We start from the raw sequence: 15,784 nt of genomic DNA, 5'->3' as shown, positions 1-15,784 counted from the left end.
CATCATCTTTCGGTGAGTTTTTTATTGTAAAAATAGATTTAAGAAGAATATACACCGACAAAATTTTGGTAAGCAGATGAAGCTCGACCATCAATATACATTGGTCGTTTGATGGCACCGTGGTCTGTACTAATTTGAACATCAATGCGTTTTGCATTTTTAAAGTCATTTAAAAAACTACTTGGCACAACAATATGGTTCGATGAGCGTTTCGGTTCTAAACGGCTGATATATTCAAGTTCAGTGGGTTGTGCTGGGGTATAACTTAGGTGTTTACCATCCACGATAAAAGTTATTTTTTTGATATCATAATAGAGATAACTACTATTTAAACGCACATCGATACGAAGTTGATTTTTATTCCCCGAATTCCATGAGGCCGCCATAATCGGACACTGTTCGTTCGGTTTACATAGTAATAATCCTGCTGTTGCTAATCGATCAGTGTTACTTTTATTTTCAGGAACAGTGGCACAACCGTGTAATAAAATGAAAGCTGTCATTAGTCCAACTATTTTTTTCATTTCAGATTTCCCCTTAAATATGTTGTATTCATTTTCTTAATCTTCATCTATGCCCAGAAAATGAAAGGGTGGTGCCGTTTTGAATTGTGCTGTTGCATCACCTGCATAGATATTCTCTTGATTTTTACCTAAATCTAACTTACGTGTCACCCCATCTTTGAAATTAATTTTGTTAAGATCGACCCAGAAACTATTCGGTGAAAGCGCAGATTCGAAAAAGTAAAGTTTACGCTTATGATCAACGACCGTACGCCAGCGGGTTGAAGAGATATTGGGTTCTTCATGAGTATTTAGCCCATAAGGGACAGAGACATTTCGAATAACACTGAAAACGGAGGCAAGTGCTTCTTTAGGATCATCATTTTTAGGAATCGCATTGATATAAAAAGAAGCTCTGGCAAAACGATCTGATGCGCGATTGGTGCCTGGAAGAAAAATCGTTCCACCAATTTGTTTCCAATATTCATTGAGTGCAAGTTGCTCATCAAAAATAGGAGAGTTGGTCATTACTTGATAACTTGAATCATGATGAATGACTTGCTTACCGTTAATATATTCAACTATTGCATTGTCTCCTGTTTTATCAGAAATAGATAAGTGTAAGGTCGTTAAACGTTTCTCACCCGGCACGGCATCAGTAACGATAATAAACGGTTCTTTTTGCAGAGCTTTGACTGCTTCATCGACAGTTGCAAAATTATCTAAGACATATTGCGCCCATGCAGCAATCGTCAGTTTGGGTTTATCCGATTTGGTTCGATCTGGATATTGAGATTCAACAAGCCAAAGCAAGTTGGCATTTAAGCCTGCTTCATTCACACCATCTGTAGTTGAAATATCGTAACCTGTTGCAACTACACTGCCATATTTAGAGGTCCAATGAATCGAATTTTTCCCCACATTGCCACTGCGTTTTACACCACTAGGCAAAATCCATAAGTTGGTGCCGACATCCTGTTTCCAGTCCATAGAGCGGGCAGTAATAATGGTTTGGTTATTCCCTTGATACACCACCCGCGTACAACTTTCTGCTGTAAGGGATATCCAAAATAAACTACCGCCGATTAAACTACTTATGAGTGCTTTTTTAATCATTGTCATGTCCTCTTGTGAAGTATTTTTAATGCTTTTTTATGAGTTATGTCATTGGTTAATTTAGCGTGATTTATTTTGAATGGATGATTTTTTAACAAATTTCAGCATAAATGCTTTATGGCAGTTTGCTTATTTATTATTTTGTAAGTAAAAATTAATTTATTCTTTAGCGAAATTATATATTTTGATATTATTTTAACTTTATGTAGACTGGTCTGTATGTTTTTAATATAATATGTCCAATCTACTCAGTTCTTAAATATCAGAATTTGCTCATAATAATTTTTTTCTAGTATCAATTTTATTTGATGTGATATTAGATGTTTAATAAATACAAATATTTAGCCAATTTTGTTAAGATCAAGAAAGTACTCGATTTACCAGTTGTGCGTTTTATGGCCTGCTTCTTCCCCAAGTGGCAGGTTTTTTTTATGCTCAAAATCTATGTCAAAAAGCAGCACTCATTCATATTTTTGTAAAAATTGAATGTTAAATTAATTTGAAAATCAAAGGGCATTGCGCAATGAAAAAAACCAATGAGACTAACTTAGATTATTTAAATAATATTATTGATGATTTTAAAGATACTAAAGAAAAGCCCAGTAAAATTTTAATAGGTTATAAAATATATGCTGAACTAATGAATGATGCTAAGTTCAAAAGCGAAATACTAGAATCTGCTTTAGATCCGAATAAACGTAAATATCGAAAATTAAAAATAAAAATTACTCAAGATGAATATCAACTTAAAATTGAATAACGCTAATGATTGTCTAAATAATCTTTTGAGAAATAAGCCATTTTTTGAATGGCTTATGATTTGAATTTGTTCCAAATGTTGTTCGAGATTATGTGTTTTCAAAATCTTTTCATTGTTTCGAAATCTTTTTTAAAGCTTGCCAATGATTCTATTGGCAATCGAATTATTGATCTTTGTATTTGATAATAATTTAAAAGGAAAAAAATGTTTTGATGAGAGTGCTCAGTTTGATCATTGAACTCAGGCTCGTTCAATTCTTCTAATTTAGTCTTTACAAGATACTCAAAAAATACGTATATAAGGCCATATCTCCAGAAAAAACATAGATTATCTTCCAATATACACAACGTATGGTTAAGTCTCTATGGAAACTAAGATTACAGTCCTACCGACTTTTCCGATTGACTTAGCAGTAGATCGGGTGAATAGTATTTCATAAAAGCTTGGCATTAGACTTCTTTCATGATTGTTTAACCCTCTTTATTTTTCTCCCATTAGGACAAATAAAAGTAAGCTACGAAAGAAGTCTATTCAAATTGATGATTTTTTAAGAATTGTTTTGTTTATTAATTGTTTATATATCTGGTCAAGCTTTGTAAAGCAGTAAACAATAAGCTGAAAAGGTTTAAATAGTATGGATAAAATGAGAACAACAGTAAAATATGTCGTGCTCAAAGGTGATGATTATCAACTCGGAACTGCTTTACATGAAGAGCATCTGGATGCGGGGAGTACATATTTTGACAATATACCTTCTGTGGTGACTTTTAATGGGCGTGATTTTCGGGTCAAGTATAAAGAGTTGATACGCAAACAAACCTATGATGAAAATGATGAATCTCAACACATTTTAGTGAAAATGATTGCAATGAACTAACTAAATTTAACAGTTTAAAATTTAAAATCGCGGATAATCTATAAAGTTTAAGTTGAAGTGTGAAATCAAATAATGACTAAAAAGATCTTATTTATTCTATGTGGCGGCACTCTTGTTTTATCTGCTTGTAGCACGACCAAGACACCTACGCCACAAAAAATTGGAATGCCTAATCCAGCAAGTCAGTACTGTATCGATCAAGGCGGTAAGTTGGAGATGAAAAAAAATGCAAATGGTGATGCTTATGCCAATTGTATTTTACCAGACGGTCGTGTCATTGAAGAATGGCAATTATTTAGACAAGATCATCCTCAAAAATAAGACACAAAAAAAGCTCAGAAAACATAAGCATTCTGAGCTTTTTTATGAATCAAAATTTATAACATTACAAACATAATAATCAGACCCAAAGCAATCCGATACCAAGCGAAAACACGTAAAGTATGTTTTTCCACAAAACGCACTAAAGCTTTTACTACAAATAATGCAGCGAGAAAAGCCGTGATAAAACCAAGTGCTATATTGGTCATATTATCCGCGGTGAGTATATTTGCATTACGAATTAAATCAAAGGTTGCTGCACCGAGCATTGTAGGCATCGCCAGAAAAAAAGAGAACTCGGTTGCTGCTTTACGTGAAAGTCCTGCGAACATCCCACCTACAATCGTTGCACCAGATCTTGATGTCCCAGGGATCATGGCAACACATTGAGCCAGACCAACCAATAGCGCCTGTTTAAAGGTGATTTGAGTGGCTTCCGTAGTTTTATGATCAAACTTGATGGATTCTGCCCAGAAAATAATTAAACCACCCACAATCAATGCAATGGCGACAACTAAAGGGCTAAACAGTACAGATTTAATAAAATCGACTGCCATCACACCAATAATGACCGCAGGAAAAAAAGCAATCAAAACACTAATACAAAAGTGCCGCGCCTCTGCATCCCCACTAAAAAAACCTTTAATCAAATCGACGATTTTTTGTCGGTATAACCAGCAAACTGCCAAAATTGCACCTAACTGAATCACGACTTCAAACACACGTCCACTATCAGAATGAAAATCAATCAGATGACCAAAAAGAATAAGGTGTCCAGTACTAGAAATAGGTAAAAACTCAGTTAGGCCTTCAATTAGTCCTAAAAAGAGAGCCTTAAAGGCTTCAAGGTGTTGCATGGATGATTACTCATGAATCAGATTTAATGATATTAATTAAAAAGAAAGGTGAGAGTGTAAGTAAAAAACTAAATATTTTTCAAATCATAACAGCCTTACTTTTATTCTTTTTTAAGAAATAGAGTTTTCTTAAAGTTCAAAATTGTATACGCATTAGCGCAAGGATCGAATAGATGGTTCGGTTTCCATTGTTAATATTTGTGAAAATTTTATCATTGGTGAAAAGCTAATGCTTTTTTCCAGTCTCAGGCGCAGGGAACTTATAAAATACCACTTAAATTAATGAGAATCATTTGCAATTGATTGTGCATTCTTGTATATTAGCGCCACTGGAAAGTTTCATGGGCTTGCCAGACATAAAAAGACTACTTCAGTAGTCTGTACAGCGTGATCCTTAACAACCCCATTGTGTTGAGCAATGGGTTTTTTTATCAAAGTCGTTAAGTGCAATTGAATGTCTTTCATACTGACCATTGATCTAAACAGAATGATTGATCATTTGATTGCATCTTCAATTTCCTGAATATTAATTTTTTGCATACGAAACATCGCATTCATGGCGCGTTGGGAAATTTCGGAATCCGAGCTATTAATTAACTCAATCAGACGTTTCGGAACAATCTGCCAATGTATGCCGAATTGATCTTTCAGCCAACTACATTGCATCGCTTGACCACCATGTTGTAATAACGCAGACCATAAGTGATCCGTTTCCATTTGGCTTGATGTTTCTACAACTAGGGAAATCCCTTGGTTAAAACCGAAACGATGTGAATAAGAGGAATCCATACAATATAAAATATAATCATCAATTATAAATTGCGCGTGTTGTACATATTCAGGATTCTCTGAACGATTTTCTCCGTCTTTATAACGCATGATGCCACTGACTTCAGAATTGGGGAAAATTTGCGTATAAAATTGCATTGCATGCAGTGCTTTTCCTGCATTGTCTTCAGTAAACATTAACGTTGGAATCAACTGTTGAGTATTTAAGTCTTTTCTTGTATCCAAATAAAGTTGCCATGAAACGCCAAACCGATCCTGCACCCAGCCATACATCTCGCTCCAAGGATAACGATCCAAAGGCATTAAAATTGAACCACCATCGATCAAATGATCCCAATAATATTGAATTTGCTCACTAGACTGGCTTAATAACATCAAGGAGATAGATGGATTAATCTGAAATTCAAGATCAGGTCCACCACTGAGTAGCATTAATCTTTGATTAAAAATAGAGAGTTGTGACACATAGTCATTGGTTTGCAGTAGCTGCGCGTTAAACAATGAGCTATAAAATTCTGCTGCCTCACTGCGGCCAGATTTTAACCATACACAGGGATAGATATCATTATTCATCGTTATACTTTTTTTATTGTGTTGATGATTATTTTATCAGTAAATTGGGTAAATCTTAACCAAAAATTTAAAACTATACATCACGATTGAAAATAAACGCGACTAATATCTATGTAGAGCATTTTGGTACAGGAATCAATCCAATACCAAAATTAATCATTAAGAAGATGACTTTTGTTGTTCAAGTTGTTGTTTTAAATATAAATCAACATAGTATTTTTCAGTGTAGTCATCTGCATATTGGTTCGCCTGACTCCGCGTTTTAGTCTTCTCAGTCTTTTCTATAAGACCTGATTCAGGTGAATAAAGGAGCACCCACCATTGTCGATTAATACGTCTAACGTTGAAAAGCTCTTTACTATATTTACGTTTTGCCATTGTGAATCATGTGATGGAAAATATTGAGACCAGTTCTACTTGAGCCTTACACTTAAGTCAACACAGACCTTAGGTAACTGCTCAAATTTTATAAAAATAATGAAATCTCTTAAATTTTAAATAAATAGACTTAAAAAATGAGGCAAGAAATAGAGTTAATACATGAAATTTACTGTAAATGTAGTGTTGTCTTTTGTTAAGTTGCAAAAGTCAAATTTAATTTAATTATCAATACAAGATTTTGATATTTAATAAAATTTCTTAAATTTTAAATTGTAAAAAATGCTTACTAATTATACAATTGTAAGCTATTTCTCACAATCTTGTAAGCCAAAAGCTTATTCATTTGAAATCTCATGAAACTATACTCACTCCAGCACATCAAAAAGGCATCTTGACTATTAAATAGAAAGCTGAATATTAACTGAGAGATCTGGAAAAAATAATAAAGATATCTTTATTAATATAAATCGTCTAAATAATAGAGAAGAATCTCAAATAATCAATTGATGTGCCAATATCTCTCCTCTTTGGGGGAGGAGGAGAGATAATTATTCAATCACTAATCTATAGGGTATTGGTATGTTCATCATTAAAAATATATTTGTATTTTTATTATCTATCGTTTGTTTATGCCTAATGCTCATTGTTTTTAATTATTTAGGATTTATGAAAATCATAAACCTTGTTGTTTCTTCAGTTATTTTTGGAACTTTTATCACCTTATATTTTAAGGAGATCAAATTATGTATGACTCTATTTGCGCTGTTTTTTGGTGCAATGTTATGTATAAGTCAGACTATGGAAGTGGTTCTCATGTTTTTAATTACGCTGTTGGTCTATTTTACAATTACCACGATGATGCCAAAGCTAAAAAATATACAAATCAAAATTAATCAGCCTATAGGAATGGATTAATTTTTAAACAAATAGAACCAGCATTTATTTTATCTTGTAGATAAAAGAATACATTATTTCCAATAATCATTATAAATTCAAATTTTAATAAAAAATCTAACCAAGATAAAAAAAGATGTTTTTAATATTATTAAAATATATTATAACGCAGATATTTTTGAATCAAAAAACGGTTGCTTTGCCCTAAACAGCAAGGGTATGGCATAAAAAATTTAATGAAGGATTGTAATGTTAAGAGTTTTTTTTATTGCTTGTTTGCTTGTACCTAACTTTGCTTTTGCCTTGTCTCCAGATCAGGAGTGTCAACAAATTGCTGAAGTCGCAGCAGCAGTGATGCAACAACGTCAAGATGGTGTACCTTATTCGACTCAACAGCGAATTTCACAAGAATTTAGTTCCGAAGAAACCAAAGAATTTTATATGGATATTGTTGAAGATGCCTATACAGAAAAACAGTTAAATACCGATACCGCCAAAGAACAAGCCACTCAGGCCTTTGGCAAATCTTATTATGATCGTTGTATGGCTCCAGAATAAATTTTAGGTACTATATCTCTGTTTAAAAAACAATAAATAGCAGGAAGACTGTGATTTATCCAATAAAAGTAAGTGAAGACTTAGCTTAAGTTTTATAAAATTACAGCGTTATCTAATCTTGCATATAGTTTTGCCGATATTGTTTAGGTGAAAGATCAAATTGTCGCTTAAATGCTTGACTAAACGCGGTTTCCGATGAGTAGCCGACATTATTGGCAATCTTTTGAATCGTGAGATTGCTCTCTCTTAATAACTGGCTGGCAAGACGTAAACGATGTTGTTGTAAATATGCTAAGGGTGTTTCATGAATGATGCTTTGAAACAGACTGGCAAATTTTGAACGAGACATGCAGCATTGTTCTGCAAGGGATTCAACCGTCCAAGGGTGTTCTGGACGACCATGTATTACAGCAAGTGCACTGGAAAGCTCAGGATGACTTAAAGCATTTAACCACGAGCCTTGATCATCAAGCTGAGAAATATAATCTCTGACACATTCGATCAACAAAATACTCATCAAATGATCAAAAATTTTATCGCGGCCAGGTTGGATCCGTTGCGTTTCTAGTGCCACAAAGTACAAGCCGACTCGCAGCCATTCTGGCCCAGTCGAACTCATGGCATGATGAATATGAATATAAGAGGGAAGTGCACTCAGTAAAGGTCGTGCCATCAAAGTATCAATATGGCAACGTACCGTAAAAATTAATGCAGATTCAGAGGATCGAGTTCCGATTTCAATTGCATCGTCCCGATGACCTTTAAAAAAATCACTAACATCTAAACTATCGGTCAGTTTGTTGTCCTGACTATTTGAGCCATGATGGGCATTTCCAGATGGAATTAAAACAATATCGCCAGCCTGTGCAGTTAAACTGGTATTTGAATCAATTTTAAAATGAATAGAACCCATTAAAATAATATGCGCAATAACAGCATGCTGTTCCTGCATGGAAAATGCCCATTCTCCCTGCGCTTTTATATAAATATATTCAGATTTATTTAAATGAATATCGTCAAAAATTTTGCTTAATGCATCCATATTCGTTTTAAGTTTCTTTTTCCAGTATTGAAAGACAAAAGCAATCAGATAAAAAATGTGATTTTAGGACAAAAAAATGGTCGAAAATGCCAAAGACTTTTACATAGGTTTTTTGGACGCATGCAACTGTCTTTCAAAGTATAAATTCAACAAGATACAGATATCAAGAAAGAAAGGATGCGAGACATGAATGCTTCAGTAAAAGTCCAGCAAGAATTGCTCACCGTAGCTTCAAAGTCAAAATTAGAATTAGATCGTAAACGTTATATGTGGATGTTAGGGCCAGCTTTACCTGCCATTGGGATTGGTATTTTAGCGGGTTATCAATTTGCACCACGTCCATTGAAAAAACTTTTTGCTTTAGGTGGTCCAATTGTATTACATGTGATTATTCCGGCCATTGATACCATTATTGGTAAAGATGCCAATAATCCGACTAACGAAGATATTAAGTTACTGGAAAATGATCCATATTATGCCACTTTAGTCAAAACTTTTATTCCATTACAATATGCCGCAAATGTTTATGCCTGTTATATTGCCAGTCGTAAAGAAACCTCATTTTTAGATAAAATTTTAATTGGTATCTCTATGGGAGCGGTGAACGGTATTGCGATTAATACCGCCCATGAACTCAGTCATAAACAAGACCGTATTGATCATCTCTTGTCTCATATGGCCCTTGTTCCGACAGGATATAATCATTTCCGCGTTGAACATCCTTATGGACATCACAAACGTGCTGCGACACCTGAAGATCCAGCATCTTCACAAATGGGCGAGACATTTTATGAGTTTTGGCCTCGTACGGTATTGGGTTCTTTAAAATCAGCTATTGAAATTGAAACCAACCGATTAAAACGCAAGGGTAAACAGTTCTGGTCTAAAGACAATGAACTGCTACAAGGTTGGGCAATGAGTGCTACTTTCCATGCCTCAATGGTTAAATTATTTGGAAAAGGGGCAATTCCTTATCTAGCAACTCAGGCATTTTATGGCATCAGCTTGTTTGAAATCATTAACTATATTGAACACTATGGTTTATTGCGTCAGAAAAAAGCTGATGGTAACTATGAGCGTACCATGCCAGAGCATAGTTGGAACAACAATAACATCGTGACTAATTTATTTTTATATCAGTTGCAACGTCACTCAGATCATCATGCTTATCCAACTCGTCCATTTCAGGCATTGCGTCATTTTGATGAAGCGCCTGAGCTGCCAAGTGGTTATGCGAGTATGTTATTACCTGCATTGATTCCGTCAATGTGGTTTAAAATGATGGATAAACGTGTTTTTGATCACTACAAAGGTGATTTGAACAAAGCCAATATTTACCCTAAACGTCGCGCTAAAATTTTTGCGAAGTTTGGTTTAGTCGATAAATCATTGCAAACTGAAGAAAACTCGACCAACTCATAAGTTTTATCTAAGTTTTCCTTGAACAGCCCTAATTGTGTTTAGGGCTTTTTTTATAGTTTAAGCTTCCAACGCTTTTAGCATCCAGATCTCACAGGCTTGACTGTGACCAGTCTGACCACGTGATTGAGCTAAGTGTTGAAAGCCTAATCTTTCATACAAACTGACTGCCTCTTTAAGTGTCGCTGTTGTTTCCAGATAACAATCATGGAAACCTTGTGCTTTGGCGAAATCAAAACATTGCTGTAAAAGTTTTTTAGCAAAACCCTGACCGCGTAAGACAGGCAAGAAATACATTTTTTGAATTTCGAGTAAAGTGGAGTCTCCCAATAATGGCGCAATGCCACCACCACCCAACACGTTATCATGTTGATCTACAATCACCCAGTATTGACTGTTGGGATGATGATAAACCTCAGACATTTGATCCAGTATTGGGTCCGAAACTGCAAATCCTGCATCTGTGGCTAGACCATATTCTTTTGAGACTTCACGGATGACCTGAGCAATTTTGGGATCATCCTTGGTTTGGATAGGACGTATAAAATACATTGATAAGCATGAATAAAAAAGTGGAATCGAATTTAGCTTAAATCCAGATTCCACTCAAGTCGATTTATTTTCAATAAAATATCGGTGAATATTATTTTAATTCACTGGAAGATTTACCAAGTTCGCGACGTGCAATAATCAGTTGCTGGATTTGCTGTGTTCCTTCAAAAATATCCAGAATCTTGGAGTCACGTGCCCATTTTTCCAGTAATTCATCTTCGTTATAACCTACACTGGCTGCCAACTCGACACATTTTAAGGTAATGTCGTTGCCAATTCGACCTGCTTTGGCTTTGGCAATAGAAGCTTCCTTGGAGTTTGGCTTTTTATTATCTGCCATCCATGTGGCTTTTAAAGTCAGTAAACGGGCAGCTTCCCATTCAGCTTCCATCCGATAGATTTGAGCAGCAATATTAGAGGTCTGCAAATAAGGCGTTGCATAGTCTGCTTCAAGCTCATCTTTAAAAATTTCTTTAATACGCTCTAGTGAGGCTTTGGCACAACCGACGGCCATTGCTGCAACCAGTGGACGGGTATTATCAAACGTTTCCATCACACCCGCGAAACCTTTAGCGACATCGACTTCAGCATTGCCTAACAAATTGGCCGCAGGAACACGACAGTCGATAAAGCTAATCGCCGCTGTATCTGAGGCTTTAATCCCTAATTTATGTTCCAGACGCTCAACTTTCATGCCCGGTGTACCTTTAGGAACCACAAAGGATTTAATTGCGGCGCGACCTAATTTACGATCCAGTGTTGCCCATACTACAACAGAGTCAGCGCGTTCGCCAGAGGTCACAAAGATCTTTTCACCATTCAAGATATAATCGTCACCGTCTTGGGTGGCGGTGGTTCGAATGGCAGCAGAATCAGAACCACAACCCGGTTCGGTAATCGCCATCGCAGCCCATGTGCCTTTAAAGCGTTCGAGTTGCTCATCGTTAGCAACGGCTGCTATTGCTGAATTACCTAAACCTTGACGGGGCATACTCAGTAATAGCCCTGTATCTCCGTAGCACATTTCAATGATGCTGAGTGCTGTAGATAGATTGGTGCCATTACGGTTGCCTTGATCCTGACTTTCATTGCGTTTTCCTGCTCCAGCCGCGCCAGCATTCATGCCTTCGCCACCTTCATTCATCCCGTCAACCAATGAGGCGAGCATATCCAGTTCTTTGGGATAAGCATGTTCAGCTTTGTCATATTTACGTGAAATAGGACGTAAAACATTCAGTGCAACTTCATGCGCCTGATCAATCAGCATCTTAAATTTTTTAGGATTTTGTAAATTCATTTTATTTTTCTCCGATTAAGCATGCAGACCTGAATGTAAAATTGCTGTAGCACGTAAATCACGATACCAGCGCTCAACAGGGTGTTCTTTGGTAAAACCATGACCACCTAAAACTTGTACGCCATCCGTGCCAATTTTCATGGATTTTTCAGCACATAATAAACGTGCCAGATATGCTTCACGGTGGAAGGGTTGACCTGCTTCAGCCAGACTTGCTGCATTTAAAATCAACATACGCATGGCATCGATTTCAATCGCCATATCTGCGATCATAAATGCGACACTTTGACGATGTGAAATTGGTTCTCCAAATGCAGTACGTTCATTGGCGTAAGTAATACAGTAGGCTTTGGCTGCTTCACATGTACCGACTGCCATTGAACACCACATTAGATTGCCTAGATCAATAAATGCGCTGTAATCAAATTCTTGATCACCCAAACGTGTTGCGGGTGTATTTTGAAAGTTCAATGTGACTGATTGAGTAGCTTTAAGTCCCATTGCAGGCGAGCTTTTTAAATGGATACTATCGTCACGCTCTACAACGAAAACATCGGCATGACCATTGAAATCCGCACTGACCAGCAATAAATCAGCCGTTTCCCCTAAAACGACTAACGTTTTTTCGCCCGTAATATAAAACTGATCATGGGTTAACGTGGCTTTGGTTTTGAGTTTAAATGGGTTAAATGCAGGCGTGTTTTCCTGTACTGCAAAGGTTGCCTGAATCTTGCTATCTTCGGCAAAAGCAGTCAGATACTTTGATTGAACCTCTTCGGAACCCCAGCGGGTCAGGGCATTGATCACGCTGAATGTACTGAGTAATCCTGCGGTTAAACTAAAATCACCCCGTGCCAGATGTTCTGCGATCAAGATATTACTCACAATATTTTGTTCTGCTGCCACACCACCTAAGGCTTCAGGAAGGGCATAGTAATTAAGTCCTAAATCTTCGATATATTGCCAAAGTTCATCTGGGAATTTGGCATCATGATCGGCTTGATGCGCAAGTGGAGCCAAAACTTCTTGTGCAAATTGAGACATGGCCTCAACGGTCATTTGTTGTTCTTCAGTCAGGCTTAAATCAAACAGGTTTTTTTGCTGATTTGGCAAGCGTTGACGATCAATATTTTGAGGTTTAAAGGCTTTTTGAGTATGACTCAGTGCTTTAAATCCTGTTTTTGAACCTTGGTAAAGTGATTTTTCTATCAACTTGCGTAGTTTAAATTGGTCCAGTAAATCACTGGATGCCATTTTTGTCAGTAATGAAAGACCAAAACCTTGGGCTTTATTGACCATATTCGTCATTGCGCTGCATCCTTCGCAGTATTAATTATTGTTTTTATGCTGACATGCCTTAAATCAAAAAACCATGTCAGTGCTGACAGTGATATTTGAGGATGATAAGTGGAAAATAAGAAAGATGATATCAATCTAATCTTATGAATTTTATATGAAAATAAAAAAAGAATCGGAAAGTCAATTTAAAGAATTGACTAGGCTGACAAAGTTACAACCTAGTCGAGTATAAATTATCTATTTTTAAGCGTATTTGCGGATCATTTGTCTGACATTGGTTCTTGCATCAATGACGGTCATAAACGTGTAGGCACCGATGAATTTACGGCTGATAAACATAAACTCTTTAGGGGGAACTGAAAAGTAACGTGATGCCATCGATTTGCTGGCTTGTTGCATGACGCGGCTATGTAGTTGACTCTTTTTCCAATTGTAACGTTCTTGTTCATCCATCAAACCTTGTGGCATGTCAGGATTATTTTCAGGGCAGCTAAATGCTTCAGTGGCAAGTAAAAACACTTTAGCCATGTCGGGTTTGATCGCTTGTGGAATTGAATCAAAAAATTCATAGCCTGTCATGGCTTTGACCATGGCATCGGCATCATGATGATAGCCTGCTGTGATTAAGCTTCGAGCGACATTTAACAAGTGGTCATCAAACTGACGAATAGCACCAAAGTCGAGCAATACAATCTTGTCCTTGATATCATCACCGTTGCCTAAACGTACCAAATAATTGCCAAAGTTTGGGTCGGTTTGCATTTCGCCCCATTCAAAAATTTCGCGAACTGCGATTTCGAGCGATGCTTCTCCAAGCAGATTGCGACGTTCCTGTGGTAATGACAGCATCACGGGACTATTGATTGGAACACCACGTTCAAAGGTCATGCATAAAATTTTATCGGTACAATAATCATCAATAATATGTGGCACGACATAACGAGGATCATGTTTAAGACGTTCTGCAAAGCGTCGTGTAGTTGCTGATTCTATGTCATAACTAACTTCGCGATGCATCATTTCACGGACTTCTTCAAACCACTGATCGAATTCACGGGTTTGAGGCACCATACGTGTCAGCTTGAGCATATTTTTAAATAAGCTCATATCTGAATCAATCGCTTCGGCAACGCCTGGATACTGGATTTTTAAGACCAATTCTAGTCCATCAGATTTACGTGTGGCACGATGGACCTGAGCCAGTGATGCAGTCCCAATCGGTTCATGATCAATAGTCAGTTCATGAAGTTTATCGCCGAGTTGTTCTTGTAAATGTTCTTTGATCGCTGGCCATGCGAGCGCAACAGTCTGGTTATTAAGTGTGTTAAGTGCCTGAGTAATTTCTTCTGGCAAAAAATGTTCGCCGTAGAGCGCCATCATCTGACCGATTTTAACAATCGAACCTTTGAGTTTTCCAATTTCTGAAACTAAATAATTTGCCTGTTCTGTCATCGCTTTTTTACGTTTTTTTTCTTTTTCTTCGTCACTTGAAAAAAAAGAAGACGCATTTGCCGTTGCCCAGCGAGTACCCGCAAGCAATGAGGCTTTAGCGATAGATAAGCGTCGATCCATAGATGATGTTTTTAGGTTCTTAAGCTTATCGTTCTGATCAGACATATAAAATCCTTGCTAAAGTCATGCAGAGTCAATGAGTATAATTGTAGCGAATATTACATGCTATGACCGTATTAAAACAGTTAGAGTGGAAGAATGTTTATCTGAAATTTTTGGATAGTACAAAAAATATTCAAATTGAGGCTGTGAGCATATTTGTAGCTCAGTTTTTTATGCAATCTGCACGAACTTCGAGTTAAATAGAAAAGCAAATTCAGTCAATAAGTGAACAATAGCCTTTTTTACAAGACATGTTTATTTCTCCCTATTTAGGAGAAACATAAAGAAGATTTAAACCATGAGAAAAGAAGTCTAAAAGATCGATTTACACTCTACATACGAAACTTGATTTTAAGACTCTCGCGCATTTTTAATTGATTGACATGACTTAAAATATGCTGATCAATCATGGCCTGAACAGATCGATGCATAAAGCCTAAGGCATAGCCCTTGACAATAATAATACTCGGTAAGGTGAAGAAGAAATACTTTGCATCTTCAAGTGATGCATCTTCAAAAACACCATGAGAGTTTAAGGCATCACAAAAATACTGTTTCTCAGCTTTAACATGGCCTGAATCTACATCATTCCAATAGTTTTCACGCATTGCAAAAAGATTGTTGTGTTTATAGCTCATCGAATTAGAAAATCTCTACCAAGAAATGAAGGAGTAGGAATAAGACACTCAGTTAAAAGTCATCCTGATGTCAAATTTAGTTTAAATGAATTTGCTGAAAGTACAATTTTAAAGCACAAAAAATTGTTATAAATGCGTGAAAAAATCTTCACATTTGTCAAACTTTAGTTGTGGTGATGAGACAACTTAGAATGTTCAAACCCTGTATTTGATCAATTATAAGGTTACTAAGATAGCTTTTTTGTCTAAAAACTTAATTTGATAAAATACCATAGACTTTTTTCATCATTGTTT

The 15,784-nt window shown here is 36.3% G+C and carries 17 protein-coding genes; 6 read left to right on the top strand and 11 right to left on the bottom strand.

What is annotated here, in order from left to right; genetic code table 11:
- Positions 1 to 38: 38 nt before the first annotated feature.
- Both I6L31_RS03725 and I6L31_RS03720 read right to left on the bottom strand, forming a co-directional pair.
- The gene (locus I6L31_RS03725) at positions 39 to 524 is read right to left on the bottom strand and encodes a hypothetical protein (RefSeq protein WP_004988150.1); all 486 of its coding nucleotides are present in this window, start codon (positions 522 to 524) and stop codon (positions 39 to 41) included.
- A gap of 36 nt (positions 525 to 560) precedes the next feature.
- A complete protein-coding gene (locus tag I6L31_RS03720) occupies positions 561 to 1,619 on the bottom strand; it encodes a linear amide C-N hydrolase (RefSeq protein WP_004988147.1) in 1,059 nt (352 codons plus the stop codon).
- A 523-nt stretch (positions 1,620 to 2,142) separates the two neighbouring features.
- Here I6L31_RS03720 and I6L31_RS03715 point away from each other — a divergent pair.
- The 3 genes from I6L31_RS03715 to I6L31_RS03705 all read left to right on the top strand — a co-directional run bounded on the left by I6L31_RS03715 (position 2,143) and on the right by I6L31_RS03705 (position 3,577).
- A complete protein-coding gene (locus I6L31_RS03715) occupies positions 2,143 to 2,379 on the top strand; it encodes a hypothetical protein (RefSeq protein WP_004988145.1) in 237 nt (78 codons plus the stop codon).
- Between the two features lie 634 nt (positions 2,380 to 3,013).
- Positions 3,014 to 3,256, top strand: a complete 243-nt coding sequence (locus I6L31_RS03710) for a hypothetical protein (protein WP_004988139.1) — start codon at positions 3,014 to 3,016, stop codon at positions 3,254 to 3,256.
- Positions 3,257 to 3,328: 72 nt separating this feature from the next.
- Positions 3,329 to 3,577 carry a putative hemolysin gene (locus I6L31_RS03705; RefSeq protein ID WP_004988137.1) on the top strand — a complete coding sequence of 83 codons (249 nt, stop codon included), beginning with the start codon at positions 3,329 to 3,331 and terminating at the stop codon, positions 3,575 to 3,577.
- A gap of 56 nt (positions 3,578 to 3,633) precedes the next feature.
- On the opposite strand, the gene I6L31_RS03700 is transcribed toward I6L31_RS03705, so the two are convergent.
- The 3 genes from I6L31_RS03700 to I6L31_RS03690 all read right to left on the bottom strand — a co-directional run bounded on the left by I6L31_RS03700 (position 3,634) and on the right by I6L31_RS03690 (position 6,174).
- Entirely contained in the window at positions 3,634 to 4,434 is an 801-nt protein-coding gene (locus I6L31_RS03700; RefSeq protein ID WP_004988135.1) for an undecaprenyl-diphosphate phosphatase, read from the bottom strand.
- A 495-nt stretch (positions 4,435 to 4,929) separates the two neighbouring features.
- Positions 4,930 to 5,796 carry a VOC family protein gene (locus tag I6L31_RS03695; RefSeq protein ID WP_005004626.1) on the bottom strand — a complete coding sequence of 289 codons (867 nt, stop codon included), beginning with the start codon at positions 5,794 to 5,796 and terminating at the stop codon, positions 4,930 to 4,932.
- 159 nt (positions 5,797 to 5,955) lie between these two features.
- Entirely contained in the window at positions 5,956 to 6,174 is a 219-nt protein-coding gene (locus I6L31_RS03690) for a hypothetical protein (protein WP_004988129.1), read from the bottom strand.
- A gap of 582 nt (positions 6,175 to 6,756) precedes the next feature.
- On the opposite strand from I6L31_RS03690, the gene I6L31_RS03685 reads away from it, so the two are divergent.
- Entirely contained in the window at positions 6,757 to 7,092 is a 336-nt protein-coding gene (locus I6L31_RS03685; protein WP_004998228.1) for a hypothetical protein, read from the top strand.
- A gap of 228 nt (positions 7,093 to 7,320) precedes the next feature.
- The gene (locus I6L31_RS03680; protein WP_005004624.1) at positions 7,321 to 7,629 is read left to right on the top strand and encodes a hypothetical protein; all 309 of its coding nucleotides are present in this window, start codon (positions 7,321 to 7,323) and stop codon (positions 7,627 to 7,629) included.
- Between the two features lie 112 nt (positions 7,630 to 7,741).
- Here I6L31_RS03680 and I6L31_RS03675 read toward each other — a convergent pair whose 3' ends face one another.
- Positions 7,742 to 8,671, bottom strand: coding sequence for an AraC family transcriptional regulator (locus tag I6L31_RS03675; RefSeq protein WP_005004623.1), 930 nt, complete (start codon positions 8,669 to 8,671; stop codon positions 7,742 to 7,744).
- Between the two features lie 186 nt (positions 8,672 to 8,857).
- Between I6L31_RS03675 and I6L31_RS03670 the strand changes: the two genes are divergently transcribed.
- Positions 8,858 to 10,093 carry an alkane 1-monooxygenase gene (locus I6L31_RS03670; RefSeq protein WP_005004622.1) on the top strand — a complete coding sequence of 412 codons (1,236 nt, stop codon included), beginning with the start codon at positions 8,858 to 8,860 and terminating at the stop codon, positions 10,091 to 10,093.
- A gap of 57 nt (positions 10,094 to 10,150) precedes the next feature.
- On the opposite strand, the gene I6L31_RS03665 is transcribed toward I6L31_RS03670, so the two are convergent.
- The 5 genes from I6L31_RS03665 to I6L31_RS03645 form a co-directional block, all read right to left on the bottom strand.
- Positions 10,151 to 10,642 carry a GNAT family N-acetyltransferase gene (locus I6L31_RS03665; RefSeq protein WP_005004621.1) on the bottom strand — a complete coding sequence of 164 codons (492 nt, stop codon included), beginning with the start codon at positions 10,640 to 10,642 and terminating at the stop codon, positions 10,151 to 10,153.
- Between the two features lie 91 nt (positions 10,643 to 10,733).
- On the bottom strand, positions 10,734 to 11,939 hold the full coding sequence (locus I6L31_RS03660; RefSeq protein WP_004998221.1) for an acyl-CoA dehydrogenase family protein: 1,206 nt from the start codon (positions 11,937 to 11,939) through the stop codon (positions 10,734 to 10,736).
- 15 nt (positions 11,940 to 11,954) lie between these two features.
- Positions 11,955 to 13,238: an acyl-CoA dehydrogenase family protein gene (locus I6L31_RS03655; RefSeq protein WP_171064997.1), complete on the bottom strand. Its 1,284-nt coding sequence runs from the start codon at positions 13,236 to 13,238 to the stop codon at positions 11,955 to 11,957.
- A gap of 243 nt (positions 13,239 to 13,481) precedes the next feature.
- Positions 13,482 to 14,855, bottom strand: a complete 1,374-nt coding sequence (locus I6L31_RS03650; RefSeq protein WP_004988110.1) for an ABC1 kinase family protein — start codon at positions 14,853 to 14,855, stop codon at positions 13,482 to 13,484.
- Positions 14,856 to 15,184: 329 nt separating this feature from the next.
- Complete coding sequence (locus tag I6L31_RS03645; RefSeq protein WP_004998216.1) at positions 15,185 to 15,490, bottom strand: hypothetical protein; 306 nt, start codon at positions 15,488 to 15,490, stop codon at positions 15,185 to 15,187.
- Positions 15,491 to 15,784: the final 294 nt, after the last annotated feature.

The organism is Acinetobacter septicus (assembly GCF_019355975.1).
GTDB lineage: Bacteria > Pseudomonadota > Gammaproteobacteria > Pseudomonadales > Moraxellaceae > Acinetobacter > Acinetobacter ursingii.
Note: the sequence above shows the minus strand (reverse complement) of the source record. Positions and strands in the feature narration are given on the sequence as shown.

Excerpts from the sequence above, each read along its gene's own strand:
- I6L31_RS03650 (WP_004988110.1), bottom strand. The coding sequence starts at position 14,855 with ATGTCTGATCAGAACGATAAGCTTAAGAACCTAAAAACATCATCTATG.
- I6L31_RS03645 (WP_004998216.1), bottom strand. The coding sequence starts at position 15,490 with ATGAGCTATAAACACAACAATCTTTTTGCAATGCGTGAAAACTATTGG.
- I6L31_RS03725 (WP_004988150.1), bottom strand. The coding sequence starts at position 524 with ATGAAAAAAATAGTTGGACTAATGACAGCTTTCATTTTATTACACGGT.
- I6L31_RS03710 (WP_004988139.1), top strand. The coding sequence starts at position 3,014 with ATGGATAAAATGAGAACAACAGTAAAATATGTCGTGCTCAAAGGTGAT.
- I6L31_RS03685 (WP_004998228.1), top strand. The coding sequence starts at position 6,757 with ATGTTCATCATTAAAAATATATTTGTATTTTTATTATCTATCGTTTGT.
- I6L31_RS03700 (WP_004988135.1), bottom strand. The coding sequence starts at position 4,434 with ATGCAACACCTTGAAGCCTTTAAGGCTCTCTTTTTAGGACTAATTGAA.
- I6L31_RS03690 (WP_004988129.1), bottom strand. The coding sequence starts at position 6,174 with ATGGCAAAACGTAAATATAGTAAAGAGCTTTTCAACGTTAGACGTATT.
- I6L31_RS03695 (WP_005004626.1), bottom strand. The coding sequence starts at position 5,796 with ATGAATAATGATATCTATCCCTGTGTATGGTTAAAATCTGGCCGCAGT.
- I6L31_RS03705 (WP_004988137.1), top strand. The coding sequence starts at position 3,329 with ATGACTAAAAAGATCTTATTTATTCTATGTGGCGGCACTCTTGTTTTA.
- I6L31_RS03670 (WP_005004622.1), top strand. The coding sequence starts at position 8,858 with ATGAATGCTTCAGTAAAAGTCCAGCAAGAATTGCTCACCGTAGCTTCA.
- I6L31_RS03665 (WP_005004621.1), bottom strand. The coding sequence starts at position 10,642 with ATGTATTTTATACGTCCTATCCAAACCAAGGATGATCCCAAAATTGCT.
- I6L31_RS03655 (WP_171064997.1), bottom strand. The coding sequence starts at position 13,238 with ATGGTCAATAAAGCCCAAGGTTTTGGTCTTTCATTACTGACAAAAATG.
- I6L31_RS03680 (WP_005004624.1), top strand. The coding sequence starts at position 7,321 with ATGTTAAGAGTTTTTTTTATTGCTTGTTTGCTTGTACCTAACTTTGCT.
- I6L31_RS03720 (WP_004988147.1), bottom strand. The coding sequence starts at position 1,619 with ATGATTAAAAAAGCACTCATAAGTAGTTTAATCGGCGGTAGTTTATTT.
- I6L31_RS03715 (WP_004988145.1), top strand. The coding sequence starts at position 2,143 with ATGAAAAAAACCAATGAGACTAACTTAGATTATTTAAATAATATTATT.
- I6L31_RS03660 (WP_004998221.1), bottom strand. The coding sequence starts at position 11,939 with ATGAATTTACAAAATCCTAAAAAATTTAAGATGCTGATTGATCAGGCG.
- I6L31_RS03675 (WP_005004623.1), bottom strand. The coding sequence starts at position 8,671 with ATGGATGCATTAAGCAAAATTTTTGACGATATTCATTTAAATAAATCT.